This is a genomic window from Pseudoclavibacter sp. VKM Ac-2867 (genome assembly GCF_015351275.1).
In the GTDB taxonomy this organism is placed as follows: domain Bacteria; phylum Actinomycetota; class Actinomycetes; order Actinomycetales; family Microbacteriaceae; genus Pseudoclavibacter.
The window spans coordinates 1-16,940 of record NZ_JADKSL010000012.1 but is presented as its reverse complement, the minus strand read 5'-3'; the positions used below and the strand labels follow the sequence as shown (position 1 = coordinate 16,940).

At 70.6% G+C, this 16,940-nt stretch carries 10 protein-coding genes; 2 read left to right on the top strand and 8 right to left on the bottom strand.

Translation table 11 applies throughout. From position 1 onward, the window contains the following. Positions 1 to 396 precede the first annotated feature (396 nt). The 7 genes from ITJ67_RS12535 to ITJ67_RS12505 form a co-directional block, all read right to left on the bottom strand. The gene (locus tag ITJ67_RS12535; protein ID WP_194677891.1) at positions 397 to 3,147 is read right to left on the bottom strand and encodes a fibronectin type III domain-containing protein; all 2,751 of its coding nucleotides are present in this window, start codon (positions 3,145 to 3,147) and stop codon (positions 397 to 399) included. Beyond that, positions 3,144 to 4,379 carry a hypothetical protein gene (locus ITJ67_RS12530; protein WP_194677890.1) on the bottom strand — a complete coding sequence of 412 codons (1,236 nt, stop codon included), beginning with the start codon at positions 4,377 to 4,379 and terminating at the stop codon, positions 3,144 to 3,146. The genes ITJ67_RS12535 and ITJ67_RS12530 overlap by 4 nt, the downstream gene beginning before the upstream one ends. Further along, the gene (locus ITJ67_RS12525; protein ID WP_194677889.1) at positions 4,376 to 5,251 is read right to left on the bottom strand and encodes a heme ABC transporter ATP-binding protein; all 876 of its coding nucleotides are present in this window, start codon (positions 5,249 to 5,251) and stop codon (positions 4,376 to 4,378) included. The genes ITJ67_RS12530 and ITJ67_RS12525 overlap by 4 nt, the downstream gene beginning before the upstream one ends. Next, positions 5,248 to 6,426 (bottom strand): FecCD family ABC transporter permease, encoded by a 1,179-nt coding sequence (locus tag ITJ67_RS12520; protein ID WP_416362326.1) that lies wholly within the window; start codon positions 6,424 to 6,426, stop codon positions 5,248 to 5,250. Before ITJ67_RS12520 ends, ITJ67_RS12525 begins: the two co-directional genes overlap by 4 nt. A gap of 14 nt (positions 6,427 to 6,440) precedes the next feature. Then, positions 6,441 to 7,670, bottom strand: coding sequence for a heme/hemin ABC transporter substrate-binding protein (locus tag ITJ67_RS12515; RefSeq protein ID WP_194677888.1), 1,230 nt, complete (start codon positions 7,668 to 7,670; stop codon positions 6,441 to 6,443). Positions 7,671 to 7,729: 59 nt separating this feature from the next. Next, on the bottom strand, positions 7,730 to 9,187 hold the full coding sequence (locus ITJ67_RS12510) for a hypothetical protein (RefSeq protein WP_194677887.1): 1,458 nt from the start codon (positions 9,185 to 9,187) through the stop codon (positions 7,730 to 7,732). 147 nt (positions 9,188 to 9,334) lie between these two features. Next, on the bottom strand, positions 9,335 to 10,738 hold the full coding sequence (locus ITJ67_RS12505; RefSeq protein WP_194677886.1) for an HtaA domain-containing protein: 1,404 nt from the start codon (positions 10,736 to 10,738) through the stop codon (positions 9,335 to 9,337). Between the two features lie 253 nt (positions 10,739 to 10,991). Between ITJ67_RS12505 and ITJ67_RS12500 the strand changes: the two genes are divergently transcribed. Beyond that, the gene (locus ITJ67_RS12500; protein WP_194677885.1) at positions 10,992 to 14,930 is read left to right on the top strand and encodes a Pls/PosA family non-ribosomal peptide synthetase; all 3,939 of its coding nucleotides are present in this window, start codon (positions 10,992 to 10,994) and stop codon (positions 14,928 to 14,930) included. Beyond that, positions 14,927 to 16,285, top strand: a complete 1,359-nt coding sequence (locus tag ITJ67_RS12495; protein ID WP_194677884.1) for a M1 family metallopeptidase — start codon at positions 14,927 to 14,929, stop codon at positions 16,283 to 16,285. Before ITJ67_RS12500 ends, ITJ67_RS12495 begins: the two co-directional genes overlap by 4 nt. Here the strand turns inward: ITJ67_RS12495 and ITJ67_RS12490 are convergent. Then, positions 16,266 to 16,865, bottom strand: a complete 600-nt coding sequence (locus ITJ67_RS12490) for a hypothetical protein (protein WP_194677883.1) — start codon at positions 16,863 to 16,865, stop codon at positions 16,266 to 16,268. The genes ITJ67_RS12495 and ITJ67_RS12490 overlap by 20 nt on opposite strands. Positions 16,866 to 16,940 lie beyond the last annotated feature (75 nt).

Below are 16,940 nucleotides of genomic sequence, written 5' to 3'. Positions count from 1 at the left end.
GCCCCCTCCGGACATCTCGATTCCCCGCAAACGTGGCGAGCGTCCTAGCACAAGGTCGGGAGCTGAGTTGTGGTCGCTACAAGCGCGCTTTGACGACCACAACACCGCTTTGGGCGAGCGGACGACGGTTCCGACCTCTCCGGAAGCCGCGACTACCCGTCAAAGGTCCTGGTCAAGGCCAAGAGCTGAGTTGTGGTCACTACAAGCGCCCTATGACGACCACAACTCCACTTTGGGCGAGCGGACCACGGCTCCGCGCCTCCAGAAGCCGCGACCACCCGTGAAAGGTTCAGCACAAGGTCGGGAGCTGAGTTGTGGTCGCTAAGAGCGCGTCTTGACGATCACAACCCCGCTTTGGGCGAGCGGACCACGGCTCCGCCCCTCCAGAAGCCGCACCTACCCGAAGAGGTTCGGGTCGAGGCCGAGCCTTCGCCGGACGAGGAGCGAGATCGACCAGTTGAGACCGGCGATGGCGAGCATGCCTGCTCCCCCGCCGAGCACCATGGGCGCAGTGATCTCTCCGATGTGCAGGCCCGAGGCCTCGCTCGCGGTGGCGACCGGGCCAGCTGCGGGCTGCACGGCTCCCCCGCCAGCGGTCGCGACTCCGGCCGCAGGCGCCGTCGTGGTGGGGGCGGGCGCGGCCGCGTTCGGAGCACGTGTCCCGCCCGAGGTGTTGTTCTGCGTGAGCGTCGGCGCGGCCGGCGCGCTGTACTCGCCCGCGGTGGGCGTGTGGTCGCCGACGAGGCTCACCGTGAGCGGGATCGTCGGCTTGTACGCGTCGCGAGCGCCGTTCGAGGTGAACCAGTACGAGAACTGGCCGGTCTCCTTCTGGAAGTCGACGAAGTCCGAAGGGAACGCGCCCCAGTAGCTGGAGTTCAGCGCCGTGCGTGCCGCCTGCGCCGTAGCGGTCGCGTCGCCCCCTCCGACCACTCCCTGCGACTGGCCCGTGCCGCCGTACGAGACGCCCACGTAGTCGGGAGTAGTCGTGATGACGTCGCCGCTGGTGTCGACGCCGGTCAGGTTGGCGAGGGTTATGGTGCGCTCGGCCAGCTGCATCCACTTCGAGGCATCCGTCATCGACGCCCCGTAGCCGGAGGCTGTCGCGGTGATGGTGCCCTTGCCGCTCCCGTCCACCTTGAGCACGGGGTCGGTTGCCGTCCAATAGGTGAGCCCGCCGTAGAAGGCGACGGTGAAGCTGCCCCGCCACTGCACGGTCAGCTCTGAGCCGGAACGGGTCGCCTCGCCGCCCGTGATGCGCACCTGGGATTCCGTGTGGGAGCCGAGCCGAGCCGTCGAGACGGCGGTGCCGGTTCGGTCGATGCACTTCGTCGCCCAGCTCGCCTGCTCGAAGCCGTCGCCGTTGGGCTTGATGATGGTGACGTTGCCGTCGGCGGAGCGGTACTCACTCGCGTTCCAGGCCCGGGATGAGCCCGTGTCGCCGGCCTCGCCTGCCGCGAGGAAGTTGCATCCCCCGGCGTAGGCGCCGCTCGTGGCCTCCTTGTTGAGCCCCCAGTAGAACGTCGCACCGTCGGCTGATTCACCGCCGCCGTCGGGGGGCGTGGTCGGCTCGGTGCTCGGGGGCGTCGTTGGCGCGGTTGTCGTCTCTGGTGGCACGGTCGGCTCTGGGCGCGATCCGGTGCTGAGCAGCTGCGTCGCGGATGCACCAGCCTGGGTCGCGAGGTACGGGGTCACGGTGACCGCGTACTCGGTGTCTGCGGTGAGCCCGGGGACGATCGTCGTTCCCTGGCCGGTCGCATCCGCTGGAACGTGCAGGATCGTGCCGACGGCGGTGCCGCCCTGCGTGAGCTGCAGCTGGTACCCCGTCGGGGGGCCTCCGCCGTCCGCAGGCCAGGTGAGGGTGGTCGTGAACGAAGTGGCCTGGATGTCGCTGACCGTCACTCCTGGCTGCGTCGTCGTCCCGAGCGGCGGCACGACGGTGATGCGGACCGGATGAGCGCCGCCGAGGTCGATCGGGGTCTCGGCTGCGCCGTTGCGCACGGCGAGGGTGAACACGTGCGCACCCTCGGGCAGGTCCGCGACATTCCACGTGCCGAGACCGGCACCGGCCGTGATCTGCGCGGTCGTGTCCGGCTGCAGCTGAAGCTCGCTTCCGTCCGCGGCTCGGAGCAGGGGCTCCCCGGAGATGCCCTCTCCGAGGTTGGAGAATCGCACCTCGATGCCCTCGGTGTAGCCGAGCGGCACTCGCTCATAGGCGGGAGTCGCCGTCGGGGACGTGTCGAAGCGCAGCTCGAGCGGTGCGGCGACCTTCTTCGGGTCGGCGATGCCGCCTGAGGAATACCAGTAGCTCGACTGTCCGGTCGCTTCGTGGAACGCCACGAAGTCCTTCGGCCATGCGCCCCAGTCGTCGCCCGTGCGGGCCTGCGGTGTGCTGACGGTGCCCGCATCCACACCCCGGTAGTCGGGAGTGATGGTGGCACCGGATGCCGTGAGCTCTGCCGGTGTGGCGTCGATCGTGGCGAGCGTGACGCGCTGCGGGTCGAGTCTCTGCCACTTCGTCGGGTCGTCCATGTCGGCGCCGTAGCCGCCAGCGGTGCCAGTGAGCGTGCCCCTGCCGTTGGTGAGGTCGAGCCTGAGATCGTCGACCGACCAGTACGTCATGCCTCCATAGAAGACCACGGTGAAGGCGCCGTCCCAGGAGACGCTGGCCGTGCCGGCTTCGAGGTCGACGGTGCCGGTGCCATCGGCGAGGTTGACCTGGTTGGCGCTTGTCGACCCGGCTCCCGTGCCGACTCTGCTCCCGCCTGCGTCGAGGCACCTGGAGTCCCAGGTGGCTGGCACCTGGTTGCCGGCGGCGTCGGGCTTCGTGATCGTGACGCTGCCGTCGCTCGCCGAGTAGAGGCGGTCGTCGGCCCAGACCGCGGAGCTGCCGTTGTCGCCGGATGCTCCGGCGGAGAGGAAGTTGCACCCGCCGAAGTAGGCGCCACCGCCGACCTCGTCGTTCATGGTCCACGAGAGGCCGACTCCCGTGACCGGTGTCGATGCCGCCTCGGCGGAGTCGGCGGCCAGGAGGCCGACCCCGGTGAGGAGTCCCATGATGCCGATCCCGGCGAGGATGCGCGTGCCGATCCCCGGAGCCGGCAGGCGGTGCCCGCGCGGGGTGCCCAGGTGCTGTGTCGCTGAGGTCACCGTGCGTCCTCCCGGCGTCCGGTCGCGCTCGAGAGGATGAGGGTGGGCGCATCGCGCTCCTCGCCGCCCGCGTCGGCGCGGGGGTCGTCGAGCGGACTCGGGTGGCGCGGCGACGGAGCGTCCATGGCGAAGAAGTCGACGAGCTTGTCGTTCTCGAGCGGCGCGGGGCCGGCGGGAACCTGCGAGAGCGCCTGCTGGGCCCCGACCGCGCCCAGCCTGCGCCGGGCGCGAGCTTCGCGCTGCTCCTGGGAGAGCCTGACTGCCGCCGTCTTCCTGCGCTGCTTCTCTCGTTCCTGGAGCGCCTTGCGCTCCCGTTGCCCGCGCACCTTCTCGAGTGCGGCCGGGTTGACGCCGAGGAGGAGGCTCTTCGCGGCGAGGTACGCGCCGATCCCGACGGCGAGCGCGACGACCGTGAGGCCGACGAGCAGCAGGACGGGCGCCAGCACCACGAGCCAGGCGAGCGCCTCGCCGGCGGCGCCGAGGCCCTGCGACGCGCCTGTGCTCTGCGTTGTCGTCCCGACGGGGGCGGAGGTCGCGACGGGCGCCGCGTCGCCGGGCTGCTCGGCGGGGGCCGCGGGGGCCGCAGCCTGCGGCTGCTGGGCGCTGGCCTCGGCCTGAGGGGCGACGGCTGCCTCGCCGCCGGCGAAGGTGAGCGGCGTGAACGACTCGTTGTTCGTGTTCTTCACGCCGTGCGCGCCGATCGTGATGATGCCGCACTGCACGGTGGTGCAGTCGACCGAGGTCGCGTTCTGGTCGCGGTCGTAGGTCTGGAAGACGGCGCCAGGGATGCGCAGCGTTCCCGACCACGTGCCGTCGGCCGCGACCTCGCCGCCGTTCGCGGCGTAGGAGGTCGACCCGCCCGGGAAGGCGGCGAACAGCTGGTAGCCGAGGGGGTTCGTCTCGTCGTCGTACACGTACCGGTAGTCCTCCCCCGTGACGCCGCCGGCGCTCGGCTTCCACGAGCCGCCGTTCGGGTCGTCGACCCACCCGAACAGCACGTAGATGCCGCCGAACCCGCCCTGCACCGACTGGAAGCCGGAACCCGACACCTGGATCTCGGTCTGCGCATCCGCCGCGGGCTGCCCGGAGATGGTCACCTGTCCCGCGGCGTGGGCGGGCGACGCGGTGACGCCGGCGAGCAGGGCACCGAGGGCGAGGGCGAGGGCCGCGACGATCGAGGCGGCCGAGTGCGCCAGGGAGAAGCGGCTGGCCGTTGGGGTGGTGGCGGTCATGCGTTCTGCCCTTCTGCGGCGGGGGTCGAGGGGGCCGGTCGGGAGGGGGTGCGCTTGGGGACGACGATCGGCGATCCGGTGATGGGGTCTTCGAGGATGTGCACGGGGTGCTCGTACACCTGCGTGATGAGCTCAGCCGTGAGCACGTCGGCGGGCGGCCCGTCGGCCACGATGCGGCCGCGGCTGAGGAGCGCGATGCGGTCGGCGTAGGCGGCGGCTAGGTCGAGGTTGTGCACGATGATGACGACGGCGCATCCGGTGCTCGCGTAGCTGCGCACGAGGTCGAGCACCATCTCCTGATGCTTGATGTCCATGGCCGCGGTCGGCTCGTCGAGGAGCATGACCGAGGCGGTCTGGGCGAGCACGCGCGCGAGCGCGGCCCTCGCGCGTTCGCCGCCGGACAGGGACGGGTAGTGGCGGTCGGCGAACCGGTCGATGTCGGTGCGCCGCATCGCGCCCGCCGTGATGAGGTCGTCGCGGTCGCGCTCGCTGACCTGCTGCCAGGGCGCGCGGCCCATGTCGACGACCTCCTCGACCGAGAACGGGAAGGCGATGTCGACCTGCTGCAGGAGCACCGCGCGGCGCATGGCGAGCTCGGTGTTGGTCCAGGCATAGCTGGGGAGGCCGTCGATCTCGACGGTGCCGCTGCGCGCATCCACGTCGGCCGTGATGACGTTGATGAGCGTCGACTTGCCGGCGCCGTTCGGGCCGACGAGGGCGAGCACCTCCCCGGCGCGGATGTCGAGGTCGAGTCCCTCGAGCACGGTGCGCTCGCCGAAGTCGACGCTCACGTCGCGCACGGAGAGCACCACGTCTCCTGGCGCCGTGGCGCGCGGCTTGCGGATGGGGTTCCTGAGGATGGATCCGATCACGACCACGCACCGCCCTTGGCCCGGCTGCGCCGGATGAGGTAGAAGAAGAACGGCCCGCCGATGAGCGAGGTGAGCATGCCGATGGGGAGGTCCGCGTATTCGACGAGGGTCCTCGCGCCGAGGTCGGCGATCGTGAGCAGCAGAGCGCCGCCGAGCACTGAGCAGAGCAGCAGCGCCCGGTGGGACGGGCCGATGATCATGCGGATGATGTGCGGCACGACGAGCCCGACGAAGGCGATGATGCCGGCGAAGGCGACGGCGGCCGAGACGAGGAGGGCGACGTAGATCATGACCAGCAGCCGCACGCGCTCGACGTTGACGCCGACGTGGCGGGCCGCTCTCTCGCCAAGCGACAGCAGATCGAGCTGGCGGCCGATGCCGATGGCGAGGATGCACCCGACGATGATGAGCGGCGCGACGAGCCAGACCTGCTCCCAGCGCGAGCCGTTCATGCTGCCCATCTGCCAGAACACGATCTGCTCCCGCGCCTGCGTGGGAGCGCTGAAGGTGATGAACGCGATGAGGGCACCGCAGACCGCGTTGACGGCGACTCCCGTGAGGATGAGGGTGATGACGTCGGTGCGGCGGCCCGAGCGGGACAGCGAGTAGACGACGAACGTCGTGATGAGGCCGGCGACGAACGCGAACGTCGGCGTCGTGAAGGGGCCGAGGAACGTGAGGCTGAAGAGGATCGAGAAGCTCGCGCCGACTGCTGCACCGGCCGAGACCCCGACCGAGCCTGGCTCGGCGAGCGGGTTGCCGAAGATGCCCTGCATGAGCGCGCCGGCGACGGCGAGCGCAGCGCCGACGAGCACGGTGAGCACGAGTCGCGGGAAGCGCACCTCCGCGAGCGCGGCGGCCCCGAACTCGTGGCTCGGGCCTGGCAGGGCGTCGATGCCGACCTGGTTGAGGAGGAAGCCGAGCACCTCGAGCGGCGGGATGTAGAGCTGGCCGATCATCGCCGACACGAGGCAGCCCGCGATGAGGAGGATGGCGAGCACGGCTGCGAGCAGCGACGCTCGAGCCTTCTTGGTCCGGGGCGGCGCATCCTTCGGCTCGGCGACCGGATCGGGGCGTCGCCGTGCCCGCTCCTGTGCCCCGTCGAGGAGGCGGCGGCGCTGCGGCTGCCGGGGTGCGGCCGGTGGGGTGGTGTCTGGCGGTGTTGCCGTTCTCACGTGTGCATCTCTCATCATTCGCCCGTTCCTGTGCTGGTGGCCGGGTCCGGTTCTGGCACGTAGGCGAGGTCTGGCGCGTAGATCGCGGTGCCGAGCGCCGCGAGGACGGAGGCTGTGCGGGGGCCGAAGCTCATGACCTCGTAGTCGCTCATGTCGACGATGCGCTTGTTGGCTCCTGCTGGGGTCTGGCCGATGCCGGGCAGCTGGACGGCCTCGTCGATGCCGCCGACGGAGGCGAGGCCGAGGGTCATGACGATGATCACGTCGGGGGCGGCACGCACGAGCGCTTCCGCGTTGGTCGGCGACATTCCGGCGAAGCCGACCTCGGTCGCGACGTCGCGCGCCCCGATGCTCTGGATGATCGAGTCGGCGCCGGACCCTGCGCCGAACCAGTAGTAGACGCTGCCGCGCAGGTAGAGGAACACCACTCGTGGCTTCTTCTCCGGGTCGGTGGGCGCCATCGTGCCGAGCTGCTGGATGGTCGTGCCGATCTCGGCCTGCGTGCGCTCGGAGAGCTTCTCCCCCAGCGCCGGCACGCCGAGGGCATCCGCCACGAACTGGATCTGCGGGGCGACGCCGCCGACGCCGTCCTCGTAGGCGATTGGCACCATGACGACGGGGATGCGCGCCTTCCGCAGCTGCAGTTGCACGTCGTACGGCCCGATGGAGGCGTCGGTCACGACCACGGTCGGGGCGAGCTGCAGGATCGACTCGGCGTTGAGCTCGTGCCCGTTCTGGGTGACGAGCGGCAGCTGCTCGTTGCCCGGCATGAGCTTCGTGATGTCGGTGGCGGTGTCGCGCCCGATGAGGTTGCAGCCGAAGCCGAGGCCGATGACGGCTGCCGCGAGTCCGCCGTTCTGGTTGATGGCGAGGATGCGTGTCGTGTCGGTCACGGTCGTCGCGGCGCCGTCGGAGCTCGTGAACGTCGTCGGCAGCTGCTGCACGGCGGTGGCCGCGTCGGTGACGGGGTTGATCGCCGCGGTCTGCGTGTACGCGGTGGTCGGCCCGGTGATGCTGCGCGGCTCCGGCAGCTCCGCCGAGGTGACCTGCGGGAGCACGGGGGCCACGGGGTCCGCCTGCACTGGCTGCGAGACGCACTGCTCGTTGCCTGCACCGTTGGCGGTGCCGATGTTGTGGAACCCGTTGACCCAGAGCACCGAGACGACGACCACGGCGAGCGCTGCCCAGCCGGCGCGACGGATCGTCGAGCGGCGGAAGCGGCGGAGCGTGCGTGGCAATGGCATGGGTTCCTCGGTCGTGCGTCGTCAGGTCGTGGATACGCGTGGATGCGGGGCTGGTGGGCTCAGCCGGCTCGTCCCTTGCGCCGAAGCAGCAGGATGATGCCAGCGGTCAGTGCGAGGGCGCCGACGCCGAGGGCGATCGCGAGCGTCTCCGCGCCGGTGCTGGCGAGTCCCGCGCCTCCGCCCGCCGGCCCGGTGCCCGGCCCGGTGCCGGTGCTCGCTCCTGGGCTGAGCGTCGGCGCGATGCTCTGGCCGGTGCTCGGAACGGTCGTCGGCGCTGCGGTGCTCGTCGGGGTGCCCGCCGAGGTGGGCGCGACCGTGGGCGCCGGGATGGTCACCTCGACGATGCCTGACGGGGCGGTGGGGGCCGGCTCTGCGACGGCGGGCGTCGGGCTCCAGAGGCCGGTGGCCAGGGCGAGGGCGATCCCGGCGATGACCGCGAGCGCCGCGCCTCCCGCTGGGCCCCCAGCCTGGGGAGGGGCGAGCCGCTCGGCGCCCGGCGCCGCCTCGGAGTCGTAGCCGGCCATGAGGAGATCGAGCCGACGGCGACGCCAGAACCAGAAGACGATGCCAGCCGCGGCGACCAGCAGCAGCACGACGAGGGTCACGAGCGACCAGGGCAGAGCGAACGCCGAGAGGTCGGCCGTGACGGCGACGGGCACGTCCGTGAAGGCTCCGACGGGCTGCAGGTACACGGTGAGGGCACCGGTGAGCGGACCGATGGCACCCGTCGTGATCTCGCGCGTGATCGTGACCGCCGATCCGGGGAGCAGCTCGGGGATCTCGCCACCGGTCATGGCGACTCCGGCGGCCCCGCCGATGCCGCTCAGGCGCAGATCCTCGAGCGACGAGAGCCGCACGTTGCCGGTGTTCACGAGCTCGTAGCTGACGGTGGTGGTGCCTCCGCCGAAGGGGTTGACGCCAGCGGCACCCCAGTTGGTCGCGAGGCTGCGGATCTCGGCGGTTGGCGCGAGCTCTCCGCTCACGCGCATGTCGATGCGCAGTCCGAGGCGCCGCTCGACCTTGACCTGGTCGGTGGAGTCGCCGGGGAGGAGTGAAGCGACGATCGCGGCGGAGTGGTCGCCGGGCGTCGCATCCGCTGGCACCGTGAGGGTGAACGGCACGTCGATGCTCGCCCCCGGCTCGAGGGAGACCGAGCCTGTGCCCGGGGCGACCCAGGTACCCGCATCCACCGACGGCTCGCCGTTCTCCAGGATGTCGACGGCGCCCGTCGCGGTCGTGAACGCGTCGGCCGCGTAGATCGTGAGCTCGAGCGCGCCTGGCCCGGTGTTGGTCACGTTCATGGAGTCTGCGATGACGTCGCCCGGGTTGACGTCGTAGGTGAAGTTGGGTCGCCCAGAGCCCCGGTCGCCGTCGACCGTGTCGATGCTCCACGCGGGCGGCTGCGTCGTGTCAGCCTGCGCCGCGGTCGGCGCGACGAACGACAGCAGCGCCAGCAGCGAGGTCGTGAGTACGACGGATGCTGTGGCGCGAGTGCGGAGACGGATGGGGAGAGCCATGTGGTCCCTTACGTGGGGCCCTCGCGGCGGGGCCGCGGCGGAGCGAGCGAGCGATGCGGAGGAGCGGGGTGCTGCGAGGGCGGATGCTCGTGCAGCGGGGGTGCGAGTGCGCGGGAGCCTGGTGGGCTCCCGCGCACTCCTCGGCCCCTAGGAGATGGCCGAGATGGTGAGCGTGGCGGAGTACGCGCCCTGCTGCGTTGTGGTGGGGACCGTCAGCGTGAGGTCCGCACCGAGCGTTGCGCTCGCGGCGGTGTTCGACGTCGCGAGGAGCTGTGCCGTGTTGAGGCCCGTCGCCGCCGAACCAGCGGTCACGTTCGCGGCGTTGCCCGCGATGAGCTCAGGAGCCCAGCCGAGGTTCGCAGCCGAGATCGAGTCGATGCCGTTGCTGAAGTCGCTCGACTGGCCGGAAACCGTCCAGCCGTAGGCCGCGGTGCCGCCGGCACGCGTGTCCGTGACCGCGACGTCGCTGATCGAGCCGTTGGCGACGAAGGTGTCACCGGTCTGGACCGCGGTGCCGAGGTCGGCGCCGTTCTGGTCAGCCCAGGCCCACGAGAAGGAACCCGTCTCAGGGTCGACCGGCGTCACTGCGGCTTCAGGGATGACAACCTCCACGTTGCCGTCCGGCGTGCCGGGAACCTCAGGCGCTGCGATCTCCGCGTAGCTCGCGGAGAAGCCCTTCGCGACCTTCTTCGGGTCAGCCGCGCCGCCAGAGGAGTACCAGTACGACGACTGGCCCGTCTTGGCGTTGAAGTCGACGAGCGACTGCGGGAAGGAGCCCCACGTCGCGGCCGTGGTGTTCTGCGGCGATCCGGCCGTGGTGACCTCGACGCCCAGGTAGTCGGGCGTCGAGACCTCGATGCCTGTCGCGGTGACGTCGACGCCGTCGAACGTGGCGAGGTCGATCGTCTCTGGTGCGATCGGAACCCACTGCGACATGTCCTCCATCGACGTGCCGTATCCGGAGGCGGTGCCCGTGAGCGTTCCGACTCCGTTCACGACGTCGAGCACTGGGTCGGAGACCGTCCAGTACGTCAGGCCGCCGTAGAAGACGATCGTGAAGTCGCCGTCCCACGAGATGGTGCCGGTGTCGGTTGCGGGGTTGACGGTTCCAGCGCCCGCCGCGAAGTTGACCCGGTTGTTGGTCGTCGAAGCGGGTGATGGGGAGACGGCCGCGCCTGCCGCGTTCTGGCACTTGGTGCCCCAGGTTGGGGCGATCTGCTCGCCGGCTGCGTTCGGCTTCGTGATGGTCACGTTGCCCTCGGCTGCCTTGTAGAAGCCGTCGGCTTCGGTCCAGAGACGGGAGGAGCCCGTGTCGCCTGCCGTACCGGCGACGAGGAAGTTGCAGCCGCCGAAGTAGGCGCCGCCGCCGGTCTCGTCGTTGAGCTGCCACGAGAACGAGACGTTCTCGACGGTTGCGTCGCCTTCTGCGGCTGACGCTGGTGCTGCGCCGAGGCCGAGGCCCGCCGCGATGAGGCCTGCCGCGGCGAGTGTCGCGCCACCGCGAGCCAGCACAGACGACCGACCAGCCGTCCGTTCTTGCACTGCTGTCATGAGTTCTCCTGAATAGAAGTCACGGCCCCCCGACACGCGCGCAGATGCGCGGCGAGTGCCGTGTACCGAAAGCCCTACGCTTGGACGCCACCCGGTGGAACCGGTTAGGTAACGCTAAGTAAGGCAAGGGTTACCTTACGGGACATTTTCAGGTTCGACAATGGAGCACGACGATCCGGACACGAATTCACCCCAGAACCACACGCGCCCCGTCGGCAACCACCGCGTTACCTTGGCCCGGTAGCGTTGCTCCGTGCAATCCCCCCTGGACCGATCCGCGGCAGCGCCCACGCCCCGCACGCTCATCGACGTGCTCACGGCCACCGCCACCGCGCATCCCGACGCCATCGCGATCGACGACGGCGACGCCCCGCTCAGCTACCAGGACCTATGCGCCTACGTCGCGCAGACCGCGAAACGGCTGCAGGATGCGGGAGTTCGGCGAGGCGACAAGGTCGGTGTGCGTCTCGTCTCGGGCACCCGAGAGCTGTATGTCGCGATCCTCTCCGTCATCGCAGCCGGCGCCGCGTACGTGCCGGTCGACGTCGACGACCCCGACGAGCGCGCGGTGCTCGTGTTCGGCGAGGCCAAGGTGCGAGGCACCATCCAGGGCGACGGGGAGTTCACGCCGGCCGCCGACGGCCAAGCGAGCCCCCACCCAGCCGTTCCCCTGTTCGACGAAGGCGCACCGCATCCGGAGAGCACGAGCCTCACCGACCTCGAGGGCCCCCACCTCGACGACGACACCTGGGTCATCTTCACCTCAGGCTCGACCGGCGTACCCAAGGGCGTCGCGGTCTCCCACCGCTCGGCCGCCGCGTTCGTCGACGCCGAGGCGAAGCTGTTCCTGCAGCACGACCCCATCGGGCCAGGCGACCGCGTGCTCGCGGGCCTCTCCGTCGCCTTCGACGCCTCCTGCGAGGAGATGTGGCTCGCCTGGCGCTACGGCGCCTGCCTCGTACCAGCCCCGCGATCGCTCGTGCGATCCGGCGAGGACCTCGGCCCCTGGCTCCTCAGGCACCAGATCTCGGTCGTCTCCACCGTGCCGACCCTCGCGGCGCTCTGGCCCAGCGAGACTATCGAACAGGTCAGGCTGCTCATCTTCGGCGGCGAAGCCTGCCCGCTGGAGCTCACGCAACGCCTCGTCGGCGAAGGCCGCGAGGTCTGGAACACCTACGGACCCACCGAGGCCACCGTCGTGGCCTGTGCCGCCCTCCTCGACGGCAGCGCCCCCATCCGCATCGGCCTGCCGCTCGACGGCTGGGAGCTCGCCGTCGTCGACGCGGACGGCAGGCGCGTCACGGAAGGCGAATCCGGCGAGCTCATCATCGGCGGCGTCGGGCTCGCCCGCTACCTCGACCCCGCCAAGGACGCAGAGAAGTACGCCCCGATGGAGAGCCTCGGCTGGGATCGCGCGTACCGCTCGGGTGACCTCGTCAAATTCGAGGAAGCCGGCCTCGTATTCCTCGGGCGTGCCGACGACCAGGTCAAGATCGGCGGCCGACGCATCGAGCTCGGCGAGGTGGAGGCAGCCCTCCAGGCCGTCACCGGAGTCACCGGCTCGGCCGTCGCCGTCCGCAAGACCTCCGCCGACGTCTCCATCCTCGTCGGCTACATCGTCACCGGCGCGGGCTACGAGCGGCAGCTTGCGCGTGCCGAACTCGGCGAGCAACTCCCGAAGGCCCTCATCCCGCTCCTCGCGGAGGTCGACTCCCTCCCGACCCGCACCTCCGGCAAGGTCGACAAGAACGCCCTGCCATGGCCGCTGCCCGGCGCCGACGACGTCTCAGGTGACCTCGACGGGCACGTCGCCTGGCTCGCCGAGCAGTGGCAGGCCGTGCTCGGACTGCCCGTCGGCAGCGAAGACGCCGACTTCTTCGACCTCGGCGGCGGATCCCTGTCGGCCGCCCAGCTCGTCACCCGAGTGCGCGCGCGCGTGCCTGAGTTCACGGTCGCCGACGTCTACGACCACCCCCGCCTCGGCGCCATGACCGAGTCCATCAGCGAAGCGCTCGACGACGAGGACGACGTGATCGCCTCGTTCAGCACGCCAGGCCCCACGCCGCTCTCGGCACGCATCCTGCAGATCGTCGCCGGTCTGCCCCTGCACATCCTGGCCGGCGCGCGCTGGGTCACCTACCTGCTCGCGGCAAGCGCGCTCCTGCAGCTCCTCCCCGGCTTCGACGTGCTACCGGACGCGCCGCTCTGGCTCATCGTCGCCATGCTGATCGTCTTCGTGACCCCGTTCGGGAAGATGGCGATCTCGGTCGCCGCCGCGCGCATCCTCCTCTTCCGGCTCAGACCCGGCGACTACCGACGCGGTGGCGCGACGCACATGCGCCTGTGGCTCGCCGAGCAGGTGGCAACGCAGATCGACGCCGTCGGCCTCGCAGGCGCACCGTGGGTCGTCTACTACGCTCGCGCCCTCGGCGCCAAGGTCGGCAACAACGTCGACCTGCACTCGCTGCCGCCCGTCACCGGCATGCTGCAGCTCGGAGACGGCGCGGCCATCGAGCCGGAAGTCGACCTCACCGGCTACTGGATCGACGGCAACCTCGTGCGCATCGGCGGCATCCGCATCGGCGCAGGGGCGACCGTCGGCGCCCGAAGCACCCTCGCCCCCGGCACCAAGATCGGGCAGGGCGCCGAAGTCGCCCCGGGGTCGGCGGTCTTCGGCAGGGTCCGCTCGGGCAAGAGCTGGGCGGGCTCCCCCGCCGTGCGCGTCGGCAAGGTGCGCGCGAGCGACTGGCCGGCGGCCCGTCCACCGCAGCCCGCCGGCTGGGCAGTCGTCTACGCCATCGCCTCGGCCGCCCTCGCGCTGCTCCCCCTGTTCGCGTTCGCGGTCGGCGGCGTCGTCATCGCCGCCGGGATGCGCGGGGCCGGGACGCTCGGCGAGGCGACCCTCTCCGCGTTCGCCTGGCTCGCCCCCGCTGTCATCGCGGCCGGCATCACCTTCGCCGGCTTCGTCGTGCTCTTCGTTCGCCTCCTCTCGATCGGCCTGAGGGAAGGCACCCACCCGGTGCGCTCGAGGATCGCCTGGCAGGCCTGGTGCATCGAGCGCCTCCTCGACGCGGCCCGCACCACCCTCTTCCCGTTCTACGCGAGCCTCTTCACACCCGTCTGGCTGCGGATGCTCGGCGCGAAGGTCGGGCGCGACGTCGAGGCCTCGACCGTGCTCCTGCTCCCCTCCATGACGCAGATCGACGACGGCGCGTTCCTCGCCGACGACACCATGGTCGCCTCCTACGAGCTGCACAACGGATGGATGCGCATCGAACGAGCGCGCATCGGCGCGCGCGCCTTCCTCGGCAACTCCGGGATGGCCGCCGCCGGGCACTCCGTCCCCCGCGACGGCCTCGTCGCCGTCCTCTCCGCCGCCCCGGCGAAGGCCAAGCCCGGCTCATCCTGGCTCGGGTCCCCGCCCGTCCGCCTCCGCCGAGTCGCCGTCGACGGAGACGAGACGCGCACCTACAACCCGCCCAGGGCGCTGCGTGTCGCGCGTGCCCTCTGGGAGCTGTGCCGCATCGTGCCCGTCATCGTCACCTGCGGGCTGGGCCTGGGCGTCCTCCTCGGGCTCGCAGCCATCGAGACCTCCGTCGGCGTCGCCTGGAGCATCGTGCTCTCCGGATTCGTCCTCCTGGGTGCGGCCGCAGCATCCGCCCTCATCTCGACCATCGCCAAATGGGTCATCGTCGGTCGCATCCGCGTCTCCGAGCAGCCCCTCTGGTCGAGCTTCGTGTGGCGCACCGAGGTCGCCGACACCTTCGTCGAGATGGTCGCGGCGCCCTGGTTCGCGCGGGGAGCTGCAGGAACGCCAGCCCTCGCGATGTGGCTGCGCTCACTCGGAGCGAAGATCGGCAAGGGCGTCTGGTGCGACTCGTACTGGCTGCCGGAGGCCGATCTCGTCACGCTCGGGGACGGAGCCACCGTCAACCGGGGATGCGTCGTCCAGACTCACCTGTTCCATGATCGAATAATGAGCATGGACACCGTCACCCTCGAAGCAGGCGCAACGCTGGGACCACACAGCGTGATCCTCCCCGCCGCCACCATCGGCGCTCACGCCACCGTCGGGCCCGCGTCGCTCGTCATGCGAGGCGAGTCTGTGCCCGTCGGCAGCCGCTGGAGCGGCAACCCTATCGGCCCCTGGCGGGCCCTGAAGCTGCGCGCCTACCAGTCGAAGGCTTCATGATCCTCGCGACAAGCGCGGAGCCGCTGCCAGGCAACCCATACACGCCGCAGAGCGGCGACGTCAGCATCCGCGTCGAGCACTACGACCTGGCGCTCAAGTACCGGATGCAGAACAACCGTCTCTCGGGAACGGCGACGCTGAGCATCCGCACGGCGGTGCCGCTGACCGCGTTCTCCCTCGACCTCGTGGGGCTCCGAGCGAGCAAGGTCAACGTGCGCGGCGACAAGCAGGCCCGCTTCAAGCAGAGCGACCGCAAGCTGAAGGTCACGCTCTCCAAGCGAGTCGAGGCTGGCGACGCCATCACGCTCGAGATCGTCTACGAGGGCGCGCCCCGGCCGCGCCGCTCCCGCTGGGGAGTCATCGGCTGGGAGGAGCTGGAGGACGGCATCATCGTCGCCTCGCAGCCAACGGGAGCCCCGACCTGGTTCCCCTGCAACGACCACCCGGCCGATAAGGCCAGCTACCGCATCCAGGTCGCCGTCGACAGCAACTACGACGTCGTCGCGACCGGGACCCTGAGCTCGAGACGCGCCTCCGGCGGGCTCACGACCTGGGTGTACAAGGAAGCCGCCCCCACTGCCAGCTACCTCGTGACCCTCCAGATCGGCCGCTACCAGCGCGAGGACGTGCAGCTCGCGGGAGTGGCGGGCCACCTCCATTACCCTCCATCGCTCGCACGACGCGTCGGCACCGACTTCGCCGACCTCGCGAAGATGATGGCAACCTTCGAGCTGACGTTCGGCCCCTACCCGTTCGACACGTACGCCGTCATCGTGACGGCCGACGACCTCGAGATTCCCCTCGAGGCGCAGGGCATGGCTATCTTCGGCGCCAACCAGATCGATGGCGCACGCGGCCAGGAGCGGCTCGTCGCGCACGAGCTCGCGCACCAGTGGTTCGGCAACAGCGTCGGCGTCGCGGGCTGGCAGCACATCTGGCTGAACGAGGGCTTCGCCTGCTACGCCGAGTGGATCTGGTCAGAGGCGAGCGGCGGACCGAGCGCCGACAGCCTGGCTCGGGGCGCCCGGGCATCACTGGCGAGGCTTCCCCAGGACCTGCTGCTCGGAGACCCGGGAGCCGAGGACATGTTCGACGACCGCGTGTACAAGCGCGGCGCGCTCACCCTGCACGCCCTGCGGCTCACGGTCGGCGATTCTGCGTTCTTCGAGATCCTCACGAGCTGGGCTCAGGTGAAGCGCTTCTCGGTCGCCTCGACGGCGGAGTTCCTCGAGCATGCGGCGTCCCTGGTGCCGGATGCTCCGCTCCAGGAGCTGTTCGACGCCTGGCTCTACCAGCTCACGCTTCCCGACCTCCCTCCGCCTCCTGCGGCGAAGGTCAGTCGCCGCTGGCGCTAGCGGTCGCGACGGCAACCACGAATCGACCGTCGACGAGGGTCTGACGGAGTCGGTAGAGCGCCCCCTCGCCCCTGATGCGGGCCAGACCGTCCGCGTCGAGCTGCACCTCGCTCGGGTCGACCCGGAGCCCACGACCGTCGGCTTTGAGGACCGCTTCGGTAGCCGTCCAGCGCTCGAGCTCTGCCGCGGCGCCGGCACCCGCCTCGAGGCCAGCCTCTTCGACGTCGAGCCCGAGGGCCGAGACATGGTCACTGTCGGCGAGCGCGACGAAGACGGCGCTGCCGGCGTAGGAGATGCTCACGAGCATCGGCTGCTCGCGCAGGCGGGGCTTCCCGTGCTCAGCGGAGCCGCAGTGCCCACACGACGCCTCGAGGAGGGGTGCGGGGTCGTCGAGCGCCACGCTGACGAGCAGCCGCCCGGTGAGGAAGGCATCCGCCCGGGCATCGTTCAGGTGAGCGAGGCGCTTCCGGTCATCCGCGGAGAGCACCCCGAGCGCCTGCCTGCGCTGGCGAGGGCTCAGGCTCGTCGCCTCTGCGCCGAGGAGCCTTGCACTGCCGAGCCGCAGTTCAGTGAAGTCCATATGATGCCTCTGATCGAGGACGACGCGGGAGCACGGATCCGTGCGAACAGCGGAAGCCCCGCGTGCGAGTGCACG